16 protein-coding genes are annotated in these 21105 nt (G+C 69.1%); 5 read left to right on the forward strand and 11 right to left on the reverse strand.

All coding sequences use genetic code 11. The features are described from left to right. Positions 1–20: 20 nt before the first annotated feature. From KUTG_RS53545 to lepA, 4 genes are all read right to left on the reverse strand, one after another. On the reverse strand, positions 21–2852 hold the full coding sequence (locus tag KUTG_RS53545; protein ID WP_052394732.1) for an ALF repeat-containing protein: 2832 nt from the start codon (positions 2850–2852) through the stop codon (positions 21–23). Between the two features lie 7 nt (positions 2853–2859). Next, positions 2860–3936: an ALF repeat-containing protein gene (locus KUTG_RS53550; RefSeq protein ID WP_198047201.1), complete on the reverse strand. Its 1077-nt coding sequence runs from the start codon at positions 3934–3936 to the stop codon at positions 2860–2862. A gap of 596 nt (positions 3937–4532) precedes the next feature. Then, the gene (locus tag KUTG_RS16705; RefSeq protein ID WP_043717935.1) at positions 4533–5165 is read right to left on the reverse strand and encodes a hypothetical protein; all 633 of its coding nucleotides are present in this window, start codon (positions 5163–5165) and stop codon (positions 4533–4535) included. 61 nt (positions 5166–5226) lie between these two features. Then, complete coding sequence (lepA, locus tag KUTG_RS16710; protein WP_043717938.1) at positions 5227–7068, reverse strand: translation elongation factor 4; 1842 nt, start codon at positions 7066–7068, stop codon at positions 5227–5229. Between the two features lie 88 nt (positions 7069–7156). On the opposite strand from lepA, the gene KUTG_RS63650 reads away from it, so the two are divergent. Continuing rightward, positions 7157–7387 (forward strand): hypothetical protein, encoded by a 231-nt coding sequence (locus KUTG_RS63650; protein ID WP_232240829.1) that lies wholly within the window; start codon positions 7157–7159, stop codon positions 7385–7387. 389 nt (positions 7388–7776) lie between these two features. Here the strand turns inward: KUTG_RS63650 and KUTG_RS16720 are convergent, their stop codons facing one another. The 6 genes from KUTG_RS16720 to KUTG_RS16745 all read right to left on the reverse strand — a co-directional run bounded on the left by KUTG_RS16720 (position 7777) and on the right by KUTG_RS16745 (position 14905). After that, positions 7777–8925, reverse strand: a complete 1149-nt coding sequence (locus KUTG_RS16720) for a Fic family protein (RefSeq protein WP_043717941.1) — start codon at positions 8923–8925, stop codon at positions 7777–7779. 80 nt (positions 8926–9005) lie between these two features. After that, positions 9006–9848 (reverse strand): transglutaminase family protein, encoded by an 843-nt coding sequence (locus KUTG_RS16725; RefSeq protein WP_043717943.1) that lies wholly within the window; start codon positions 9846–9848, stop codon positions 9006–9008. Further along, positions 9845–10792 carry an alpha-E domain-containing protein gene (locus KUTG_RS16730; protein WP_043717945.1) on the reverse strand — a complete coding sequence of 316 codons (948 nt, stop codon included), beginning with the start codon at positions 10790–10792 and terminating at the stop codon, positions 9845–9847. The genes KUTG_RS16725 and KUTG_RS16730 overlap by 4 nt, the downstream gene beginning before the upstream one ends. Before the next feature lie 10 nt (positions 10793–10802). After that, the gene (locus KUTG_RS16735) at positions 10803–12395 is read right to left on the reverse strand and encodes a circularly permuted type 2 ATP-grasp protein (protein ID WP_232240830.1); all 1593 of its coding nucleotides are present in this window, start codon (positions 12393–12395) and stop codon (positions 10803–10805) included. A gap of 111 nt (positions 12396–12506) precedes the next feature. Then, positions 12507–14087 carry a hypothetical protein gene (locus KUTG_RS16740; RefSeq protein WP_043717946.1) on the reverse strand — a complete coding sequence of 527 codons (1581 nt, stop codon included), beginning with the start codon at positions 14085–14087 and terminating at the stop codon, positions 12507–12509. Beyond that, on the reverse strand, positions 14072–14905 hold the full coding sequence (locus KUTG_RS16745) for an ABC transporter ATP-binding protein (RefSeq protein ID WP_369794476.1): 834 nt from the start codon (positions 14903–14905) through the stop codon (positions 14072–14074). The genes KUTG_RS16740 and KUTG_RS16745 overlap by 16 nt, the downstream gene beginning before the upstream one ends. 86 nt (positions 14906–14991) lie before the next feature. On the opposite strand from KUTG_RS16745, the gene KUTG_RS16750 reads away from it, so the two are divergent. Next, positions 14992–15867: an SPFH domain-containing protein gene (locus tag KUTG_RS16750; protein ID WP_043729640.1), complete on the forward strand. Its 876-nt coding sequence runs from the start codon at positions 14992–14994 to the stop codon at positions 15865–15867. A gap of 133 nt (positions 15868–16000) precedes the next feature. Here the strand turns inward: KUTG_RS16750 and KUTG_RS16755 are convergent, their stop codons facing one another. Continuing rightward, positions 16001–17602, reverse strand: coding sequence for a peptide-N4-asparagine amidase (locus KUTG_RS16755; RefSeq protein ID WP_157494579.1), 1602 nt, complete (start codon positions 17600–17602; stop codon positions 16001–16003). Positions 17603–17992: 390 nt separating this feature from the next. Between KUTG_RS16755 and KUTG_RS16760 the strand changes: the two genes are divergently transcribed. The 3 genes from KUTG_RS16760 to KUTG_RS61330 form a co-directional block, all read left to right on the forward strand. Beyond that, positions 17993–20308, forward strand: coding sequence for a glycoside hydrolase family 3 N-terminal domain-containing protein (locus KUTG_RS16760; protein ID WP_052394739.1), 2316 nt, complete (start codon positions 17993–17995; stop codon positions 20306–20308). A gap of 116 nt (positions 20309–20424) precedes the next feature. Next, positions 20425–20688: a 30S ribosomal protein S20 gene (rpsT, locus tag KUTG_RS16765; RefSeq protein WP_043717948.1), complete on the forward strand. Its 264-nt coding sequence runs from the start codon at positions 20425–20427 to the stop codon at positions 20686–20688. Between the two features lie 147 nt (positions 20689–20835). Next, on the forward strand, positions 20836–21105 hold a 270-nt coding region (locus KUTG_RS61330; RefSeq protein WP_198047202.1), incomplete at its 3' end, for a hypothetical protein.

A 21105-nucleotide genomic window follows, 5' to 3' on the forward strand; every position in this document is an offset into this window, starting at 1 on the left:
AACTCAGCCATCGGTCACCATCACTTCGCGAACGGATTCGGCACCGGCGTATTTCCCCTGTCACGATAGAAGGACACGCGGTCCCAGGCCGACGGCGTACTCTTGATCTTGAACAGTTCCCAGTTCGTGTACTGATACATCTCGGTGGGACCCTCAGGGCTGTCCGCATGCTCACCCGCAGCGACTGCCGCGTCCACGTCGTCTATGCCGTCCAAGTTGAAATGGATCTTGGTTTCACCGTTGGTCAGGTAGTACTCGAACTCGTCGTACCACTGCAGCTTGTTGATGTCCTGCGACAACCACTCTTGGTACGGCGTTGCGCCCACTTTCGACGCGAACCGCTTCAACCAGTCCCACTCATCGAGGTACTCGGTGTTCCCGAGCGCAATGGCCTTACACGGGCCACTTCCCGCGTTCGGCCGGGCCGCGAGGCTGGTTGCCGGCGTCCGGGCAGCAGCACCAGCACGACCGGACACACTGGCACCGAAACCACCGGCAGCTCCCACGGGACACGCTGCCGCCGCGTCCGCGGCATCGCTGAAGATGTCGTACGCGTTGTCACCGTAGAGAGCATCCAGCGCTTCCGTGTCGATGAGGGCGTCGTCGAGTGCCGCGGCAACCCTAGCGGTGGTGAACGCTCCGCCCGCGCCGATGCCGGCCAACGTCATCCACGGGGTGAACGCGGCGCCGTCCGGGGTGATCGCCATGACGGCCAGCGCGCAGATCTCGGAAATAGCACAGGCGGCGGTGGCGACACCGCCGATCGTGGCGACGGCAAGGCCCGCGGCCAGACCCAACAGCAGGTCGATCGCGGGCACGAGCAGGTCCATCGTGCGATTGCTCTGGAAGTCCGGATCCAGAACATCCTTCATACAGGTCTGGAAGGCCTGGTTGACGACACCGGTGTTGCCACCCATCTGCAGCGACGCCTGCTGCATGCCCTGGCACACCTCGGCGTTGGACAGCGCCTGCCCCATCCGGTCGGCGATGGGCTCGCTGATCAGGTGGATGCAGTTGTCATAGTCGGGGCCGCCGTTGGGATGGTGCGCCTTGCATGATGCCGCCTGTTTGATCAGCGCGTCGGCCTTCGCTGCGTCGATCTTGCTGATCGCGGTCTTGGCTGTGTCGCGAGCAGCGGCCAATGCCTCGGTGGCGGACTTGCCAGCCGCTCGGGCCGCGTTGAATGCGACGCGGGAGGAATCGTAGGCGTCGCTGGCAAACTGGCCGGCCTGGTAGGCCGACGCGACGGCCCACTCCGCGGACTGAGCGGCCTGCCGGGCCGACACGTCGGCCGAAGCCGCCGCGTTGCGCGCGGTCGCGGCCGACGCGGCTGCCTGCTGCGCGGACTGTTCCGCCTTCGTGGCGGCATCGTGGGCCTGGTTCGCAAAGTTCTGCGCGGCCTGAGCGTCGGCAGCCGCCTGGTTCTTCGCATTCGTGGCGTCCTGAGCGGACCCACGCGCATTGGCCGCGGCGAGCTGTGCGGCGTCCGCGTCCTGCGCCGCCTTCACCGCGATCTCGCTGGCCTGCTTCAGATATCCGAGGACCTCGGCGTCGTGCGTGGCCGAGTCGGAGTCGTGCTGCGCGGCGATGTACTGCGTGGTGGTCAGGAACTGGTTCAGGAACGCGGGTGGGCCGTCCAGCGCGGCCTGGGCGTCCGCCTTCAACTCCGGGCCGGCGTTCGGGTCGGCCAGAGCCCGGTCGACCTTGATCCGCTGATCGTTCGCGGCCGCCGGATACTGCCCGGTGCCAAGGAAATCGCGCAGCGCCTGATCGGTGTTCGCGTCGAGGGCCTGCTGGGCGTTGCTCGCGACCGCGGACCCACCGGACTGCTGCGCGGCGGCCAGGATCTGGTTGACCGCGATCCGGTCATCGAGATAGCGCTGCGGGTAGTCCTTGTGCTGCAAAAAGTTCTGCGCGTCGGCATCCGAACCGGCAAGCGCCGCTTTGGCCGCCGCTTGAAAGTTCGACGTGCCGGTGGCCGCCAGGTTCTGCAGCGTCACGCGGTCGTCCTGACCTGCGGCGATCGTGATGCCGTTGCGGACGAAGTCCAGCGCTTCGTCGTCGCTGCCGCTGAGTGCGGACGCGGCGGCCGATGCGGTCCACGCCCCGCCCGTGTCGATCAAAGTGAGGGCGACCTTGCGGGCATCGGTCAGCGCGAGCGCGTGATCGGTGCCGGGCGCGTTCGCCTCGGCGATCAGCCGATTGGTCTCCGCGGTTCGCGCCGCGGCCTGCGTCGAATCCCAGGCGACCTTCGTGTTCTGTTGCGCCGCAATGGCATTGGCTTGCTTGGCGGCATCGTCGAGCTGGCCCGCCGAAGCCTGCACACGAGCGGCGTCGGCGGCGCGGGCCGCGTCGTAGATGCTTTGCGCCTGATTGGCGGCGTTGATCGCACGCTGAGCGGCGGCGGAGGCGTTGTTCGCATGCGCCGTCGCCTTGTTCGCGGCGTCGGTCGACTGTCCGGCGTGTGCGGCCGCGTCCTCCGCCGCCGCTGCCGCGGCAATCGCGTCCTGGGCCGCGAGGTTGGCGGCATCGCGAGATCGGTACGCGGCGTCCGCGGCGGCATTGGCGAAGGTCAGGGCTGCCTGCGAGGCCGCGTGTGCACGGTCCGCGGCGGCCCGGGCCTTGGCCGCGGCCGCCTTGGCCTGGGCAGCGTCCGCACCTGCGTGCTCCGCGTCGACGCTGGCCTGTGCGGCGGCTTGCGCCGCGTCCGCTGCCTGAGTGCCGGCGTGGTCGGCCGCAGCCGCGGCGTTGCTCGCCGCCTTCGCGGCGTCACCAGCCGCGGTAGCGGCGACTGAGGCCTTCAGCGCGCCAGTCGCGACGTCACGGGCATTTTTAAAAAAACGTAGCGGCATCGCCGGCCTAAATCTTGTCCAAAACAGCCGCCGTCGCCGCGTTGTACGCGGTGGACGCCGCCTGTCCGGCCATGGAGGCGGCCGACGCGGCAAAAAACGCCGCACTTGCCGCGACCCGAGCGGCCGCCGTCGCCGCGTTCGCCGCGCCTACAGCTTGCTGTGCCGCGGACGATGCGTTGTCGGCGGCCACCGCGGCCTGGCGGGCCGCATCGGTGGCCTGATCGGCGTGCCCCTGGGCATGCGCGGCCGCATCAGCAGCCGCAATCGCGGCTTGACGTGCCGCTTCGGCTTCCTTGGCGGCACGGTCGGCTTCGTCCTGTGCCGCGTGTGTCTCCCGAGTCGCCTCTTCGCCGGCGTCCTTCGCCACCCCAGCGAGCTGCTCGACCGTCGCCGTCTCCTGGTCGTGGGCAGCGGCCACCGCCCAGTCGTTGTCGATGAACTGGGTCAGCGCGTCGACCGAATTGGCGTCCAACGCGCGCTGAGCGACCTTCTGGACCTCCGGACCTCCGGTCGCGAGGATCTGGTTCACCCTGACGCGCTGGTCCGTGGCGTAGGGCGTCTGCCAGCCCGACTTGAGGAAGGCCTTGTAGGCGTCGGTCGTGCCGGCGTCCAACGCCTGCTGGGCGGCCTTGTGCACCTCGGTGCCGCCGGCGGCCATCACCTGGTCGATACGAATCCGCTGGTCGACTGCCGACGGCGTCTGCCAGCCTGACTTGAGAAACGTCGGCAGGGCGCCCGCCGCTGAGGAGTCCAACGCCTGCTGAGCGGCCGCCTGAATGGCCGGACCACCAGAAGCGAGCAGCCGGTCCGTGTTGATCCGGTCGTCCACCTGCTTGAGGTGCACGATGCCGGTGGTGAGGAAAGTGTGCACGTCGGCGTCGCTGCCGACCAGAGCCTGCGCGGCCGCCGCGCGGACCATCGAACCGCCGGTGCGCAGCAACGACAGCACCTGGCTGCGTTCGCGGGCTGGATCGATCGGCAGCGGATCTGCCGCCGCCGTGCCCGGCACTGCCGCAAGCGATGCCACGAGCGTGAATCCGATCCCGAGCGCAACCGCGCGGAATCCACGTCTGACCCGACTCACATACCCCCCTTTTTTCGACAGGAGGGCATGCCAAATTCACGCCTGCCTAGGCCGACGCAAAAAGGCGATGGTTCCCCCCATTGCCTGCACGCGGGACGCGTGACTCGGACACTTTATCCAGACCTAACAGACCGGGTCCACCAGCAGAGGTGTGACGCACATCTCACTACATGCGTCATAAAACCGCACGTCAGGCACTGTTCGGCCGATTGACAGGCACCGCGATTGGCAATGCGACCACCATCCGACTTGTCCTAATTGTCACTAAAACACGAATCTGGAACAAATCGGTGCGTTCATATGAGTGGATGTCACTGCTCAACAGTAGGCAACGCTGCGACAACCCAACCATGATGTATGACACGTCATCGGAGGCCACGCTCCGGATGAATACCTGACAGATCGGTTGCCGACACACCAGTCCTCAAGGCAGCTCGGGCACCGGTTTCCAGGCCGACGAGAGCGGCAACTTCTCCATGCAGTTCGGCGCGATCGAGACCTGGGCGCCGAACACCGTCCGCTGATCCGGCGGGTGCCCGGTCGGTCGGACGCTTCTTTCCTTCAGCGACAAGACAGTCCGCGGCGGGAGGATCTCGTCAGGCGTGATCCTGGCCGGCCTCCGCTGACCCGGATTCCGCCTCCAGCATGTCCAGCGCGCCTTCCCAGGCGGCCTGGAGCTGCCCGTTGTATTCGCGCTGGTCGGCCCAGGCCTGGCTGTGGACGACCACCTGGTGCGCTTCGAAGTGGTCGCAGTTGGTCAGGGTCTGAACCGCCAGCACGCTGTCGCCCTCGAAGAAACCCTTGGCGCGGAAGCGGGTCAGGACGTCTTCCATGGGGACGCCGGCGGCCAGCTGGCGGCGGGCGGCGGCGAGGGCGGAGTCGTGGCCCCACTCCAGCAGGTCGGTCGAGTGCTGGGACTGCCAGTGGGCGACGAGGGCGACCAGATCCCGGATGTGGGAGACGAGCCCGGGATCGTCGGCGTGCTCGCGCTCGGCCGCCGGGAGCAGGGCGTCGAGCAGCACCTGGACCAGCTCGGGCACCTGTTCCCGACCTACCATGCTGAAGTCGAAACAGTGGTACGCCCGGGCGGCCTGCGCACGTAGCGCGGTGACGAGGCCGGGGTCCTGCGCGTGGTCGGCGGTGGTGGTCAGGACCCACGCGAGGGTGCCGCTGGTGCAGCTCCACTTGTCGGGATGCGCACCGAAACCGACATAGAAGTCGACGGACACCGAACATTCCCCCTGCGAACGAAAAACGCCGCCGGCGATGGAGAGCCGGCGGCGCTTGGCGCTACTTCTTGCCCTTGCCGCCCGAGTCGTCCGTCGAGAGGGCGGCCACGAAAGCTTCCTGGGGGACCTCGACGCGGCCGACCATCTTCATGCGCTTCTTGCCCTCCTTCTGCTTTTCGAGAAGCTTGCGCTTACGGGTGATGTCGCCGCCGTAGCACTTGGCGAGGACGTCCTTGCGGATGGCGCGGATGGTCTCTCGGGCGATGACGCGGGAGCCGATGGCGGCCTGGATGGGGACCTCGAACTGCTGGCGGGGGATGAGCTCCCGCAGCTTGGTGGCCATCTTGGTGCCGTAACCGTAGGCGGCGTCGCGGTGGACGATGGCGGAGAAGGCGTCGACGGCCTCGCCCTGGAGCAGGATGTCGACCTTGACGAGGTCGGCGGACTGCTCGCCGGACTCCTCGTAGTCCAGCGAGGCGTAGCCCCGGGTGCGGGACTTGAGGGAGTCGAAGAAGTCGAAGATGATCTCGGCGAGCGGCATGGTGTAGCGGAGCTCGACGCGGTCCTCGGACAGGTAGTCCATGCCGCCGAGCTGACCGCGCTTGGACTGGCAGAGCTCCATGATCACGCCGATGAAGTCGCTGGGCGCGATGATGGTGCACTTGGTGATGGGCTCGAAGACCTCGGCGATCTTGCCGTTGACCCAGTCGGACGGGTTGGTCACCACGGTCTCGGCGCCGTCGTCGGAGATGACGCGGTAGACCACGTTGGGCGCGGTGGAGATGAGGTCGAGGCCGAACTCCCGCTCCAGGCGGTCGCGGGTGATCTCCAGGTGCAGCAGGCCGAGGAAGCCGCAGCGGAAGCCGAAGCCCAGTGCGGCGGAGGTCTCGGGCTCGAAGGTGAGGGCCGCGTCGTTGAGCTGGAGCTTCTCCAACGCCTCGCGCAGCTCGGGGTAGTCGGAGCCGTCCATGGGGTACAGGCCGGAGTAGACCATGGGCCTGGGCTCGCGGTAGCCGGCCAACGGCTCGGTCGCCCCGTGCCGCTCGGAGGTGACGGTGTCACCGACCTTGGACTGGCGGACGTCCTTCACACCGGTGATCAGGTAGCCGACCTCGCCGACACCGAGACCGGCGGACGGCTTGGGCTCGGGCGAGATGATGCCGACCTCGAGCAGCTCGTGGGTGGCGCCGGTGGACATCATCTTGATCCGCTGGCGGGGCGTGATCTTGCCGTCAACGACTCGGATGTAGGTGACGACGCCTCGGTAGGTGTCGTACACGGAGTCGAAGATCATGGCCCGCGGCGGGGCGTCGGCCGCGCCGACCGGAGCCGGCACCTTGCGGACGACCTCGTCGAGCAGCTCCCCGACCCCGAAGCCGGTCTTGGCCGACACCCGCAGCACGTCCTCGGGGTCGCACCCGATGATGTGGGCGAGCTCCTTGGCGTACTTGTCGGGGTCGGCGGCCGGCAGGTCGATCTTGTTGAGCACCGGGATGACGGTGAGGTCGTTCTCCAGCGCCAGGTACAGGTTGGCCAGCGTCTGCGCCTCGATGCCCTGCGCGGCGTCGACCAGCAGGATCGCGCCCTCGCATGCCTCGAGGGCCCGCGACACCTCGTAGGTGAAGTCGACGTGGCCGGGCGTGTCGATCATGTGCAGCACGTGGTCCTGGCCGTCCAGCTGCCACGGCAGCCGCACGTTCTGGGCCTTGATGGTGATGCCGCGCTCGCGCTCGATGTCCATCCGGTCCAGGTACTGGGCCCGCATTGCGCGTGCGTCGACCACGCCCGTCAGCTGCAGCATCCGGTCGGCCAGGGTGGACTTGCCATGGTCGATGTGGGCGATGATGCAGAAGTTCCGGATCAGCTCCGGCGACGTGAACGTGCTGTCGGCGAACGTGCTCACTGGGGCGGTTCCTCGGGAAAGCGGACGGGGGACACACTCCATGGTCCCATGCGTCCCGGGATGGTCCGTACAGAATAGGGTGCTGGCCGTGTCCGAACACGGTCCGGTTCCCCGTCCCGCCCACGGCGCGGTGACCCAGGTGCACGGCGCCGAGCGCCTGGCCAAGCTCGACTACTCCCCCGACCTGGACGGCCTGGCCGACCCGGGCGAGGTGGTCTGGGCCTGGGTGCCCTTCGAGGACGACCCCACGGTCGGCAAGGACCGTCCGCTGCTGGTCGTGGGCCGCACGGGCCGCTTCCTGCTGGCCCTGATGCTGTGAGAAGCCCCACGAGTCGCAGGACTGGCTGGACCTCGGCGCGGGCGCCTGGGACCAGGACGGCCGCCCCTCGTGGCTGCGCCTGGACCGGGCCTACGAGCTGCACGAGAACGACCTGCTCCGAGAGGGCGCCGTGCTCGCCCCGGACCGCTTCGGCGTCGTCGTCGACGCCCTCCACGCCCGCGGCTGGCACTGACCGCAGGTGACCCGCGTCGCAGCGTTGGAAGTTGGGCGGCACCTTCCAACGCTGCTTGCGTCACACAGCCCACGCTCCAACGATAAGGCCCTCAACGTTGGAAGTTGGGCGGCACCTTCCAACGCTGCTTGCGTCACACAGCCCACGCTCCAACGATAAGGCCCTCAACATTGGAGGGGCGCCCCAGCTGCCCGGGTCAGTCGATGGCCTCAAAGACGTCATCCGCGACCCAGAAGACCCGCCCACCTCGCCCCGAGCTGCCCACCTTGCGAAGGATTCCGCTCTTCTCCAGTGAGTCGATGAGATTGCGCGCCCCCTGATTGGTCACCTCCAGCGCATTCTCCACCCTCTTCACCGTCACGAACGGATTCGAGAAGAGCAGCTCCGCAACCTCGATGACCCGACTCTTCTTCCGCTGCAACCTCTCGCGATACTCTTCACGAAGGTCCACCAATTTGCCCGCGCGTCCCTCGGCGTCCGAGGCCTGCTTGTGGACAGCGGTGAGGAAGAACTGGAGCCACTCCTGGATCTCGCCGCGCTCCCGCACGGCCTGCAGCCGGTCGTAGTACTCCCGCCGGTTCTGTTCCATGTACGCGCTGATATACAGGAGCGGAAGCTCCAGCACCTTGCGCTCGATGAGCAACAGCATGATCAGCAGCCGGCCGATACGGCCGTTGCCGTCGAGAAAAGGGTGGATCGTCTCGAACTGGTAATGCATCAGCGCGCACACCACGAGCACCGGCAGGTCGTCCGTCTCGTTGACGAACCTCTCCCAGTCGGCCAGCGCAGCCATGACGAGCTCGGGCAGGGGCGGCACGAAGGCGGCGGTGTCGGGCGAGTCCGTGGGCGAGCCGATCCACACCGGACTCCTCCTGAACTCCCCCGGGAGCTTCTCCTGCCCGCGCACGCCGGACAGCAGCACCCTGTGCACCTCGAGGACCAATCGCCCGCTAATGGGAAGATCGTCGAGCAGTCGGATCCCCGCATACAGTGCACGCTGATAGTTGACGACCTCCTGGACGTCGTCATTGCCACTCGACTCATCGCCGGCCTCAGCCTTGAAGACATCCGAGAGCGACGCCTCCGTGCCCTCGATCCGCGAGCTCGCAACGGCCTCACGAGCCAAGTAGGGCTCGACGAGAATCGACGGATCCTTGATCAGCCGGCCAACTCCGGACAGGCGCCCGAGTGCGGCATCGGCCTTCGACAAAGCCAGTACCGTCCTGGAGGTCATGACGAGATCACGAGGCATGGCCGCAGGCTCGAAGTACCAGAAAGCCCACCTGTCGCCAGGCTTCTTCGTCGCTCGCCCGAACTCGGGCGCTTGGAACAGATCCGGCTTCACGCGGCAATAGTACAACGCAGATGGCGGTATCGTTGGAAGTAACTAGCCGCCACAGTCGGCGACCTAGCGTGACATGTGGCTCACGCCAGGCGGGTGAGCTCCACGGTGACGGTGAGGCCGGCGCCGGCACCGCCGGTGTAGATGCCCTTGAAGGGGACGACGTCGGCGTAGTCGCGGCCGACGGCGACCCAGACGTGGCGCGGGCCGATGGGGATGGCGTTGGTGGGGTCGTAGGCCCACCAACCGCCGGTCCACGCCTCGATCCACGCGTGGCTCTCACCCTGCACGGTCTCCTTGGCGGCGCCGTCGGCCCGGGTGTGCAGGTAGCCGGAGACGTAGCGGGCGGGGATGCCCATGGCACGCAGGAGGGCGAGGGTGAGGTGGGCGTAGTCCTGGCAGACGCCTTCCTTGGCCTGCCACGCGTCGGCGGCGGAGCTGTGCACGCCGGTGCTGCCCTGCCGGTAGGTCATCTGGGAATGAACCCAGGAGGCGGCGGCGTGGACGGCGTCGACGGGGGTGAGCCCGCGACGGAGTTCCCGGGCCTTGGCGGCGAGTTCCCGGTCCCGGGGCACGTAGTCGGTCCAGCCGAGGTACTCGGTGTACCGGTCGAGGACGTCCTCGCCGCGAAGGTCGGTCCAGGTGGCGCCGCCGGTGGGGGCGACCTCGCCGCCGGTCTCGACGACGGAGGAGCCGACGACGGACAGCTCGGTGTGCGGAGCGTGCAGGTCGAAGGAGGTGACGACGGTGCCCCAGTAGTCGGTGTACCGGTAGGCGCGGGTGGCGGGATGGGTCTCCACGCGGCTGACCACGACGTTCTGCCGCCGGTCGCTGCGCGGGGTGAGTCGAACCTCGTTGTACGACTGGGTGACCGGCGAGGCGTACCGGTACTCGGTGGTGTGCGTGACACGAAGCCGCCAACTCATGCGCCCACCTCCGTGTTGGTCCACGCGACCCAGGGCACGGAGTGGAAGTACTGCTGCGACACAGCCTCGCCGACGTCGCGAACGGTGGCCTGCAAGGACTTCAGCCGCCGGGGCAGGTTCTCCATGAGTTCGGAGATGCGCAGGAACTCGAGATCGCTGCGAGCCTTGCCGAGCAGCCGGGAGGCCTCGGCGGTGGCGCCGACCCGACGGCCGGGCGCGTGGTAGAGGTGTTCGAGGCACTGCTCGGCCTGGGACAGGGCGTGGAACACGGAGCGGGGAAAGAGCCGGTCCAGCAACAAGAACTGGACCACGCGACTGGCGTCCATGGCCCCACGGTAGGTCCGCAGGTACGTGTCGTGCGCGCCGGCGGACCGCAGCACGGTGACCCAGCCGGGCGAGGAAGCCTTGTCACCGGAACGGGAAAGCAGCAGCCGCACGATCATGTCCACGCGTTCGACGGACCGTCCCAGCACCAGGAACCGCCAGCCGTCGTCGCGGCTCATGGTCGAGTCGGCCAGCCCGGCGAACATGGCGGCCCGCTCCTCCACGAAGGAGAAGAACGCGTGCGGCCCCACCTGTCGGGCGTAGCGCTGCCGCTCCGGCACGGCATTCCACATGCTGTTCAGGCATTCCCACATCTCCGTGGACACGACTTCCCGCGCGCCACGGGTGTTCTCCCGCGCCGACGTCACGGAGGCGCAGATGGAGGCGGCATTGCCCAACGAGTAGGCCACCAGCTCGGTCAGCGACCACACGTCCAGAGTCGTGCCGTCGGGCGGCGTGATGCCCAGGACGGACAGCAGCTGCCGGCTTTCCGCGTCCGGATTGACGGTCGCGTCCTCCAGCAACTGGTGGACGGACACGTCGAGAATGCGCGCGGTGTCGTCGGCGCGTTCGACGTAACGGCCGATCCAGTACAGGGATTCCGCGTTCCTCGCCAGCACGACGCCTCCCTCACTGCTGTTGTTGTTGCTGTTGCTGGGATGCCGTCAGTTCCGGGCCCTGCTCGGTCGCCACGCCGTCCAACGGCACGGCTTGCACGAGCCCCGGCCCGGACAGCTCACTCTCCACTGTGGACGATCGGGGCGCCAGCACCCAGGTGTCCTTGGAACCGCCGCCCTGTGAGGAGTTCACCACCAGGCTCCCCTCCGGCAGCGCCACCCGCGTCAACCCGCCGGGCAGCACGAACACGAAGTTGCCGTCGTTGACCGCGAACGGTCGAAGGTCCACGTGCCGCGGGCAGAGCTTGTCACCGATCTTGGTCGGCACGGTGGACAGCTGCACCACCGGCTGCGCGATCCAGCCCCGGGGATTGCCGCGAACCTTGCGCCGCAACGCGTTCAGCTCCTTCGCCGAGGCTTCCGGCCCGAACACGATGCCGTAGCCGCCGGAGCCCTCGACCGGCTTGACCACCAGCTCGGACATCCGGTCGAGCACGTGGGCCCGCTCGTCCGGCAGCCAGCACCGGAAGGTGTCCACGTTGGGCAGCAACGGTTTCTCGCCGAGGTAGTACTGCACGATCTCCGGCATGTAGGTGTACACGAGCTTGTCGTCGGCCACGCCGGTGCCGACGGCGTTGGCGATCACCACGTTGCCGGCGCGGGCGGCGTTGGCCAGCCCGGCCACGCCCAGCACGGAGTCGGGCCGGAAGTGCACGGGATCCAGGTACGGGTCGTCGATGCGGCGGTAGATCACGTCCACCTGCCGCTCGCCCTCGGTGGTGCGCAGGTAGATGGTGTGGTCGCGGCAGAACAGGTCCCGCCCCTCCACCAGCTCCACGCCCATCTGCCGGGCCAGCAGGGAGTGCTCGAAGTAGGCCGAATTGTGCACGCCGGGCGTCAGCACGACCACGTTGGGGTCGGCGGCATTGGGCGCGGCGGCGTTGCGCAGGGCTCGCAGCAGGTGCACGGCGTAGTCGCCGACGGCGCGAACCCGGTGCCGCGCGAACAGGTCCGGGAAGACGCGGGCCATGGTGCGCCGGTTCTCCATCACGTACGACACCCCGGACGGGCACCGCACGTTGTCCTCCAGCACGCGGAACGTGCCGGCCTCGTCGCGCACGAGGTCGATGCCGGCGACGTGGATGCGCACCCCGTTGGGCGGCACGATCCCGGCGGCCTCGCGGTGGAAGTGCTCGCACGAGGTGATCAGCCGCCGCGGCAGCACCCCGTCGCGGACGATCTGCCCGTCGCCGTAGACGTCAGCCAGGAACGCCTCCAGTGCCCGTGTCCGCTGCACGATGCCGCGCTCCAGCTTGGCCCACTCCGAGGCGGTGATCACCCGGGGCACGAGGTCGAGCGGGAACGGCCGTTCCTGACCGGACAGCGAGAAGGTGATGCCCTGATCCACGAAGGCCCGCCCGAGCGCGTCGGACCTGGCGCTGAGATCGGCCACATCGGACGGTGCCAGCACCTCGTGCAGCGAGCGGTACGCGGACCGCACGGACGCGTCGGCCGAGAACATCTCGTCGTACGCGCCGGCGTGCGGCCGCGCCGGGTTCAGGTAACCGCGAAACAACTCGCCGTCGCCGCGCCCGTTGCTCGTCATGGTCGACATCTTCACCCAGCGCGGCGGCTGAGGGCACTACTCCAAACCACTGGTTACCTCAACGAAACACCAGCTCAACGCTACGCAGCGCCACCGTCACCCAGCTGGCGATCAACCAGCGGCCTTCACTTGAGCCAGCAGCTCCGGGCCGCGGGCGAGCAGCCGCCGCTCGGCCAGCCGCCCCAGCCACCACGCCGCGAATCCGCCTGTGGCCAGGCCCACGGGCACGGCGATCCAGCTCAGCACCGGGTTGTGCGCGATCTGCCCGACGATCAGCAGAATCAGCGACGGCAGGGCGATGACCAGCAGAAACAGCATGGACAGCAGGCGCACCAGGCCCCGTGAGCAGCCGGGCCGGTTGCCCTGGTTGAACGGGTTGCTGCCGCGCTGCACCGGCATCGGGAACGCCCAGTACACCGACAGCAGCAGCATGAAGCCGGCCCCGCCGCCGAGCATCGCCGGCAGCACGCCGAGCACCCAGGGGTACGCCCACCAACTGCCGGCCACGCCGGGCAGCACCAACCCGGCCACGATCGCGATAGGACCGACGATCAGCCCCCACGCCCACTGCCGCCCGCGAACGTCGGCCCGGGCCGCCCCGGGTGTGACGATGGTGTGCCACACCGAGGTGCCGTCGAAGCCGTACAGATTGCTGACCTGGAGCATGGAGAAGCCGACGACCCACAGCCCGGCGAACGGCAGCATGACCAGCGCGCCGCGGCCGCCGGCCGACGAGAACACCGGGATGAACAGGCCGATCAGCACCGAGGTCAGCAGCATCGCCCGGCGCCGGGCGTCCCGCCACCACAGCCGCAGTTCCTTGCCGATCACCGCGCCGACCGGCGTCGCCGGCAGCAGGCTGCGGCCGGAGGCCTTGACCCTCCCCGCCTTCGCCGGGCCGACGTTGGTCTGGGGCGTGGTCAGCCGCAGCACCAGCAGTCGCGAGTACGCCAGCAGCAGGAGACCGTCCGCCGCGGCCAACGCGAGCACCGCTCCGATCACGGCCAGCCAGTTGCCGGTGGCCGCGCCCTCGACCGCCGCCGGCGCCCAGCCGGTCGGCAGCCAGCGCAGCGTGCCGCCAAGCACCGGGTTGTTCTGGAGAATGACCGGGGCCAGCGCCTCCCCCGCGTACCGCAGCGGCAGGTAGGACAGGCCGGCCAACGCCGCGAGCAGCACGCCGAGATCCTTGCCGCGGCGGGATCCCAGCACCGCCCCGAGCGCGCCGACGACCACACGCGACAACAGCACGGTCAGGGCCAGCGCCAGCACGGCCGTGACCACGGCAACGATCGCCGGCAGCGCGCCGAGCCACAGCGCCCCGACCACCAGGCCGAGGAACGCGATCACCGTCGCCACCGGCGGCACGCCGGCCAGCGACGCGCCCAGCAGACCGAAGGCCAGCTTCGTCGGCGACAAGGGCAGCAGGGCGAAGTTCTCCGGGCGCAGCGTCTCGTCGCCGCCGCCCATGATGATCGGACCGATCAGCCAGCCGATCGTCCACAGCAGCATCATCACCGAGGCGACGGTGGTGCCGATGGACACGCCGTTCTGGTAGCCGAGCATCACCAGGAACAGCGACACGCCGCCGGCCGCGAGGCCGACCAGCGCGCCGAAGGCGAAGCTCGCCGCCCGCGCCCCGCCGAGCGAGTGCGACAGCACCCGCAGCTTCATGCGGATCAGGACGCCAACCACGACAGCCCTTCCCCGCCGCCGGTGCGGCCGCCGACCAGGTGCACGAACGCCTGCTCCAGCGACTGTCCACCGCGGACCTGCTCCACCGGCCCGCTGGCCACGACCCGCCCGCGGGTGATCACGGCGACGTGGTCGCAGAGCTTCTCGACCAGCTCCATCACGTGGCTGGACAGCACGACCGCGCCGCCGGAGGCGACGAACCGCTGCAGGATCGTGCGGATCGTGGACGCCGACACGGGGTCGACCGCCTCGAACGGCTCGTCCAACACCAGCAGCTTCGGGGCGTGCAGCAGCGCGGTGGCGAGGCCGATCTTCTTGCGCATGCCGGCCGAGTAGTCGATCACCAGGGTCCGCTCGGCGTCGACCAGCTCCAGAACTCCCAGCAGTTCGGCCGCGCGCGCGGCGACCGTGGCCTGGTCGAGCCCGCGCAGCAGACCCGTGTACGTGAGCAGTTCACGCCCGGTGAGCCGCTCGGGCAGCGCCATGCCGTCCGGCAGCACGCCGACCAGGGCCTTGGCCCGCTCCGGCGACTCCCACACGTCCACGCCGAAGATGCGCACGGTCCCGGCGTCCGGGCGCAGCAGCCCGACGGCCATGGACAGCGATGTGGTCTTGCCGGCGCCGTTGGGGCCGACCAGCCCGAAGAACGACCCCCTCGGCACCACCAGCTGGACGTCGTCCACGGCCACTGTGGTGTTGAACGCCTTGCGCAGACCGGTGATCTGTAGCGCCGGGGCCTGTTCCGCCGACTGTTGCTGCCCGTACGCCGGCAGCCCTCCCGTGTCCAACTCGTTCCCCTCCCGGCCGGTGCGGATCACCCCATCATGCTCCTCGGAACGCCGCCGCGCTGGCGTTTCACCGTGGTACAGTTCTGATATCACATTGATAGATTGAGGAGGGGGCCATGAGCGAGATCCCCACGCCGGAGCCGACCATCGCCGAGCGACCGGCGAAGCGGATGCCCGGCGGGTTCGCGCTGCTGCTCGCGCTGGTGCTGCTGGTCGCCGGCATCGTGGTGGCGGCGACCACCCAGCAGTTCGGGTGGCTGGCGGTCTCCGTGGTCGGCCTGATCATGCTGCGCGGCCTGTTCGTGCTGCCGCCGGGCGTGGCCGCGGTGATCCAGTTCTTCGGCCGCTACACCGGCACGGTGCGCACGCCCGGGCTGCACTTCGTGAACCCGCTGAGCAGCCGCATGCGGCTGTCGGTGCGGATCCGCAACCACGAGACCGCCGTGGCCAAGGTCAACGACGCCGAGGGCAACCCGATCGAGATGGCGGTGGTGGTCGTCTGGCAGATCGAGGACACCGCCCGGGCCGCGTTCGAGGTCGACGACTTCGTCCGGTTCGTCGGCATCCAGACCGAGACCGCGGTGCGGCACATCGCCACCAGCTACCCGTACGACAACCACACCGATGACGACCGGCTGTCGCTTCGGGAGAACGCCGAGGAGATCACCGGCAAGCTGTCGGCCGAGATCGCCGAGCGGGTCCGGTCGGCCGGCGTGAGGGTCATCGAGTCCCGGCTGACCCACCTGGCCTATGCGGCCGAGATCGCCGGCGCGATGCTCCAGCGGCAGCAGGCGGGCGCGGTCGTCGCGGCCCGGCAGCGCATCGTCGAGGGCGCGGTCGGCATGGTCGAGCTGGCCCTGGCCCGGCTGGCCGAGCGGGACGTCGTCGAGCTGGACGAGGAGCGCAAGGCGGCCATGGTCAGCAACCTGCTGGTGGTGCTGTGCGGCGACCGCGCCACCCAGCCGGTCGTCAACGCCGGCAGCATTTACTGACGCCCGCCCACTCCACCCTCCCCAAAATTTCGGCACATGTGGCCCACATTCGACTCCTGGAGTCGAATGTGGGCCACATGTGGGAGAAGAAGGGGGGGTGGAGGGGAGGCGGGGCGGGGCGGAAAGGGGAGCGTCAGCCGAAGTGGACGTCGCGGGTGACGTAGCCGTGGGCGGTGTCGATGTCGTGGGAGTAGAAGCGGCCGGTGTCGGCCAGGCCGCTCCACCGCTCGCTGGACTGCCCGTCGGCGTAGCTGAGCACCCCGTTGGTGCGGCCGAATCCGCCGCTGGTGTCGATGGTGTCCACGCTCAGCGCGGCCGGCCCGCCGTCGACCGTCCACAAGCGACGTCCCTGGTGGACGGTCGCGTCGATCCGGTAGTTGTTGTCGTCCACGATGTGCTGGGTGACGTCGGCGGTCAGCGAGAAGTCGAAGCCATTGGTCCCGTAGTTGCCGAGCACCCGCTGGTCGGTGGTCTGCTTCGCTCCCGAGTCGGCCAGGGTCGTGGTGTTGTCGAAGGTCCACTGCCCGGTCGAGTTCACCGGCACGAAGCCGGCCGAGGTGTGCAGCACCCCGGCGGTCCGCCAAGACCGCTGGACGTGCGTGACGACCTTGTTGTCGAGGCCGGTGCCGTTGGTGGTGGTCCGCACATCAGCGTCCGGCACGATGTCCTGCAACAGCGTGCCGGTGACCCGCTTGACGTGCGGATCGGTGGTGGCGAACAGGTTTCCGCCCAGCGTCCACAGGTCGACGATGCCCTTCGGCGGGATCAGCTGCACGGTGTGCGGCTTGCCGTCGGTGAGCAGACCGATGAAGGGGCTCAGGTCGATCGTGTACGGCAGCGTGACGATGGAGTCGATCGCCGTGATCGGCCGCCACAGCATGGGCGCCACGCCGCCGGTGTAGATCACCGAGTACGGCGACACGACCCCGGCGGGCCGGCCGTCGACGGTCACCTCGACCTCACGGTAGGCCCCGCCGCCGCACAGCCCGGCGGAGGGATTGGCCTGCACCAGAGAATCCGGCACGTTCGACCACCAGAACTCCTCGCAGCCACCGCCCCGCGCGTAGATCTCGGCGGTCAGCTTCGCGGTGTTGGCCGGCACGGTCACCTGGGCGGTGTAGTTCTTGCCGGCCGCCAGGTCCTGCCAGCCCGGTTTCGAGGCGTCGGCGGCCAGCGGCAGCACGGTGTCGGCCTGCTTCGGCGCCGGATGGGCCCGGTCGGCCTGGTAGTAGGTGATCGTGACGGTGATGTCGTAGGGCCCGGTGTAGGTGTCGTTGACGACGTTGCCCAGGTCCACCACGAACGGCTGCGGCTGGTGCAGCAGCGGCGAGAACTCGGTGATGTCGCGGTCGAAGCTCCAGGTGATGCCGGACGGGTCCGGCTCCGGCGTCGAGGTCCGCAGCACCTCGGCCCCGCCGATCCACAGGCCGGCGAGCCGGTCGTACTGGCGGCCCTGGCTCTTGCCGGTCCAGCTCAGCACCACCTTGGTCCACGGCCCGGCGCACTCGGCCGGCGGCGTCAGCGTGCCGACGTAGGGCTGGCCATAGGAGTTGGCGAACACGTGCTGCATGGCGGTGACCGCGCAGTGCGGGGTCGGCGGTCTGCTGACCGGCGGCAGCGCGGTCAGCGGATCCTGGTAGTCGGTGACGACACGATCGGCGGCGCTCGCGGGCGCGGCCGTCACCACGCTCAACGCGGCAACGGCGACTAGCAGAGCGGTGAGATATCGGCGCACCACCGGACGCTAGCGCCCGGTCGAGTGTTCGCGTGACCCCCCGGACGGCGGTAATCGTTCACAACCATGGATGCCCGAACCGCGTCGCGTTCACATCCGTGACCAGATGCTGGGACGTTCAGGAACCGTGTCCAATCGGGCGCTCAGCTGCGGAAATCCGTCCCCTCCCGGCACCGCTCACGGGCACCCGTGTGACGATCACCCGCGTTGTCCGAACCACCGTGACGCAAGGAAAGTCCTTGGCAGCACTGTAAAAACTCTGAAACACGTCACTGTGTGTGCCCAGATCGCGGGATGGGAGCGCTTCCAAATCCCCCGATCGGCGCTACTGGTCACGGGGCCTCTCGGACAAAGGTGACAACTGCGTTACCAGCCAGAACAGGAGGCACAGTGGCCCGAATCCGCCCCGGTATCCGCGCCGCCCTCGCGATGACGGCCGTCATCGCGCTGACCACGGCGCTGGCCCAGTCCAGCGGCCAGGCGTCACCCAGCGGACCGACCGGCTCCGACGACCACGGCAGACCCATCTACCTCAACCCCGCGGTGCCGGCCCAGTACCGCGTGAACGACCTGCTGCGCCGGATGACGCTGGCCGAGAAGGTCGGCCAGATGGCGCAGATCAGGGTGGGCAAGCTGCGCGGCGACTGCAACAACGCCAACGGCCCGCTGGTGGCCTCCTGCGAGCAGCAGGTGCTGGTGGACGCGCACGTCGGCTCGATCCTGTCCGGCGGCGGCGACTACCCGGTGGACAACACCGCCAAGGGCTGGGCCCAGATCACCAACGGCATCCAGCACTACACGCTGGACAACAACCGCCTCAAGATCCCCGTGCTGTACGGGGCCGACGGCGTGCACGGCGACAACAACCTCGTGACCGCCACGATGTTCCCGCAGCAGATCGGCGTCGGCGCCACCTGGGACCCGGCGCTGGCCGAGAAGATGGGCGAGTCCACCTCGGCGACGATGCGCGCGACCGGCGTGTTCTGGGACTTCGCGCCCGTCTCCGACATCTCCCGCGACACCCGCTGGGGCCGCTACTACGAGACGCTGAGCGAGGACCCGCTGCTGGCCGGCTCCCTGGCCGGCTCCCTGGTCACCGGTCTGCAGGCCTACGACGGCAAGGGCGCCACGGCCAAGCTGGCCGCCACCGCCAAGCACTTCGCCGGCTACTCGGCCCCGGCAGGAGGCCACGACCGGGTGCCGGCGCAGATCCCCGTGCGTGAGCTCCAGGACGTGTTCCTGCCGGCCTTCCAGCCGCAGATCGACGCCGGCGTGCTGACCGCGATGGCCAACTCCGGCGCGGTCAACGGCATCCCCGTGCACGCGTCGAAGTTCATGCTCACCACCGAGCTGCGCCAGCGCATGGGCTTCACCGGCGTGACCGTCAGCGACTGGTCTGACATGGCCAGCCTGGTCACCAAGTACCACGCCGCGCCGGACTACCCGACCGCCATCGCGATGAGCGTGAACGCGGGCGTGGACATGGCGATGGAGCCCTCCGACGCCGCCGGCTACACCAAGGCGCTGACCGACGACGTCCACAACGGACTGATCAGCCAGCACCGCATCGACGAGGCCGTCGGCCGCATCCTCAAGCTCAAGTTCGAGCTGGGCCTGTTCGACAAGCCGTTCGTCGACGAGAACGCGGCCGACGGCATCGTCAACGGGGCCGGCACCGACCTCGCGCGGCAGGCCGCCACCGAGTCGACCGTGTTGCTGCGCAACGACAACAAGACGCTGCCGCTGTCCACCGGCGTGCACAAGATCGTCGTCGCCGGCGACAGCGCGGACAACCCGGCCCAGCAGTTCGGCGGCTGGACCGTGAACTGGCAGGGCGTCACGCCGGGCGGCCCGACGCCGCCGGTCGTCACGGCGTTGCAGGGCATCAAGGAAGCCGTGCCGAACGCCACCGTGGTCGGCGCGACCGACGACACCGCGGTGGCGCAGGCGGCCGACGCCGACGCCGTGGTCGTGGTGCTGGGCGAGAAGGCCGGCGCCGAGGGCACCAACGACAAGGAGAACCCGACGCTGACCGCCGCCCAGCAGTCCCTGGTGGACTCGCTCAAGGCGACCGGCAAGCCGGTGGTCGTGGTGCTGATGACCGGCCGGCCGCTGGTGCTCGGCTCCGTGGCCACCGCGCCGACCCTGCTGCAGTCCTGGCTGCCCGGCTCCGAGGGCGGCCACGCGCTGGCCGACATCCTGTTCGGCAAGGCCAACCCCAGCGGCAAGCTGCCCGTCTCGTGGCCCAAGACCGTCGGCGACCTGCCGATGTCCTACGACCAGCTGCCCGGCACCAACGGCGGCGCCAGCTCCGGCTACGACCCGCTGTTCTCGTTCGGCTTCGGCCTGTCCTACACGACCTTCGCCACCTCCACGCCGACCGTGAGCGCCGCCACCGTGCGGACCGACGGCAAGGAGACGGTGTCGGTGACGGTGACCAACAGCGGTACGGTCGCCGGCAGCACGGTGGTGCCGGTGTACGTGCACCAGGCGGTCAGCCCCGTGCTCGTGCCGGACAAGCGGCTGGTCGGCTACACCCGGGTCGACCTCAAGCCCGGCGAGTCCAAGACCGTCCAGGTCAAGTTCAACGTCAGCCAGCTCGGGATCACCCCGGGCGACGTGGACGCCGCCGGCAGGCGCGAGGTGGAGAAGGGCGCGTACGCCGTGGTCGTGGGCACCGCGCAGGCGCCGTTCACGGTGCGTTAGACTGGCTGCTCGTGTCGTGCGGCGTTCCGTCGTGGAGGAAGACCCGGTGCTGTCGCAGATCGGGTGCCGTGTGAAGTGCGACACGACCCAGACGCAGTGAACTGAGAGGCAGTCGCGTGGCGAACATCAAGTCGCAGCAGAAGCGGATCAAGACCAACGAGGCCGCTCGCCTGCGCAACAAGGCGGTCAAGTCCGGTGTGAAGACCGCCGTCCGCAAGGTCCGCGAGGCTGTCGCCGCCGGCGACAAGGACAAGGCCCTCGAGCTGGTCCGGGTCGCCTCCCGCAGCCTGGACAAGGCCGCCAGCAAGGGCGTCATCCACGCCAACCAGGCGGCCAACAAGAAGTCCGCGCTCGCCGCGGCCGTGAACAAGATCGGCTGAGCACGCCGCTTCGAGAACGCCCCGCCCGCTTTCGCGGGCGGGGCGTTCTGTCTATTTGGCTGCCACCGTGCCGGTGACCGTGACGTCCAGCCCCAGCTGCGGCGGGTAGACGTGACGTGCAGCCGCACGTGCTTGTCCGGGCCGCCGGTGGCCAGGGTCGGGATCGACGCCTCGGCGTCGACCGTCCCGGCGGCCAGGTACTCGTACACCCAGAGCCCGCCGACCGTCGACAGCGGCCGGGCCGGCGACGGGTCGACCCCGAACGACCGCAGCCAGTTCGGATCCACGTCCGCGGTGGTCAACTCGGGCCCGGTCGACGGCGCCACGAACGAGCCGACCGCGAAGATGCCCACGTCGGCCGGCGTGGACAGCGACGTGCCAGGTCAGGGCCCCGCCGGCGACCGTGGACGCCGTCGG

Origin of the sequence: Kutzneria sp. 744 (genome assembly GCF_000568255.1) — a bacterium.
GTDB lineage: Bacteria > Actinomycetota > Actinomycetes > Mycobacteriales > Pseudonocardiaceae > Kutzneria.

Coding starts and splice junctions, on each gene's coding strand:
- KUTG_RS53545 (WP_052394732.1), bottom strand. CDS start 2,852: ATGCCGCTACGTTTTTTTAAAAATGCCCGTGACGTCGCGACTGGCGCG.
- KUTG_RS16725 (WP_043717943.1), bottom strand. CDS start 9,848: ATGAGTTGGCGGCTTCGTGTCACGCACACCACCGAGTACCGGTACGCC.
- KUTG_RS16735 (WP_232240830.1), bottom strand. CDS start 12,395: ATGACGAGCAACGGGCGCGGCGACGGCGAGTTGTTTCGCGGTTACCTG.
- KUTG_RS16750 (WP_043729640.1), top strand. CDS start 14,992: ATGAGCGAGATCCCCACGCCGGAGCCGACCATCGCCGAGCGACCGGCG.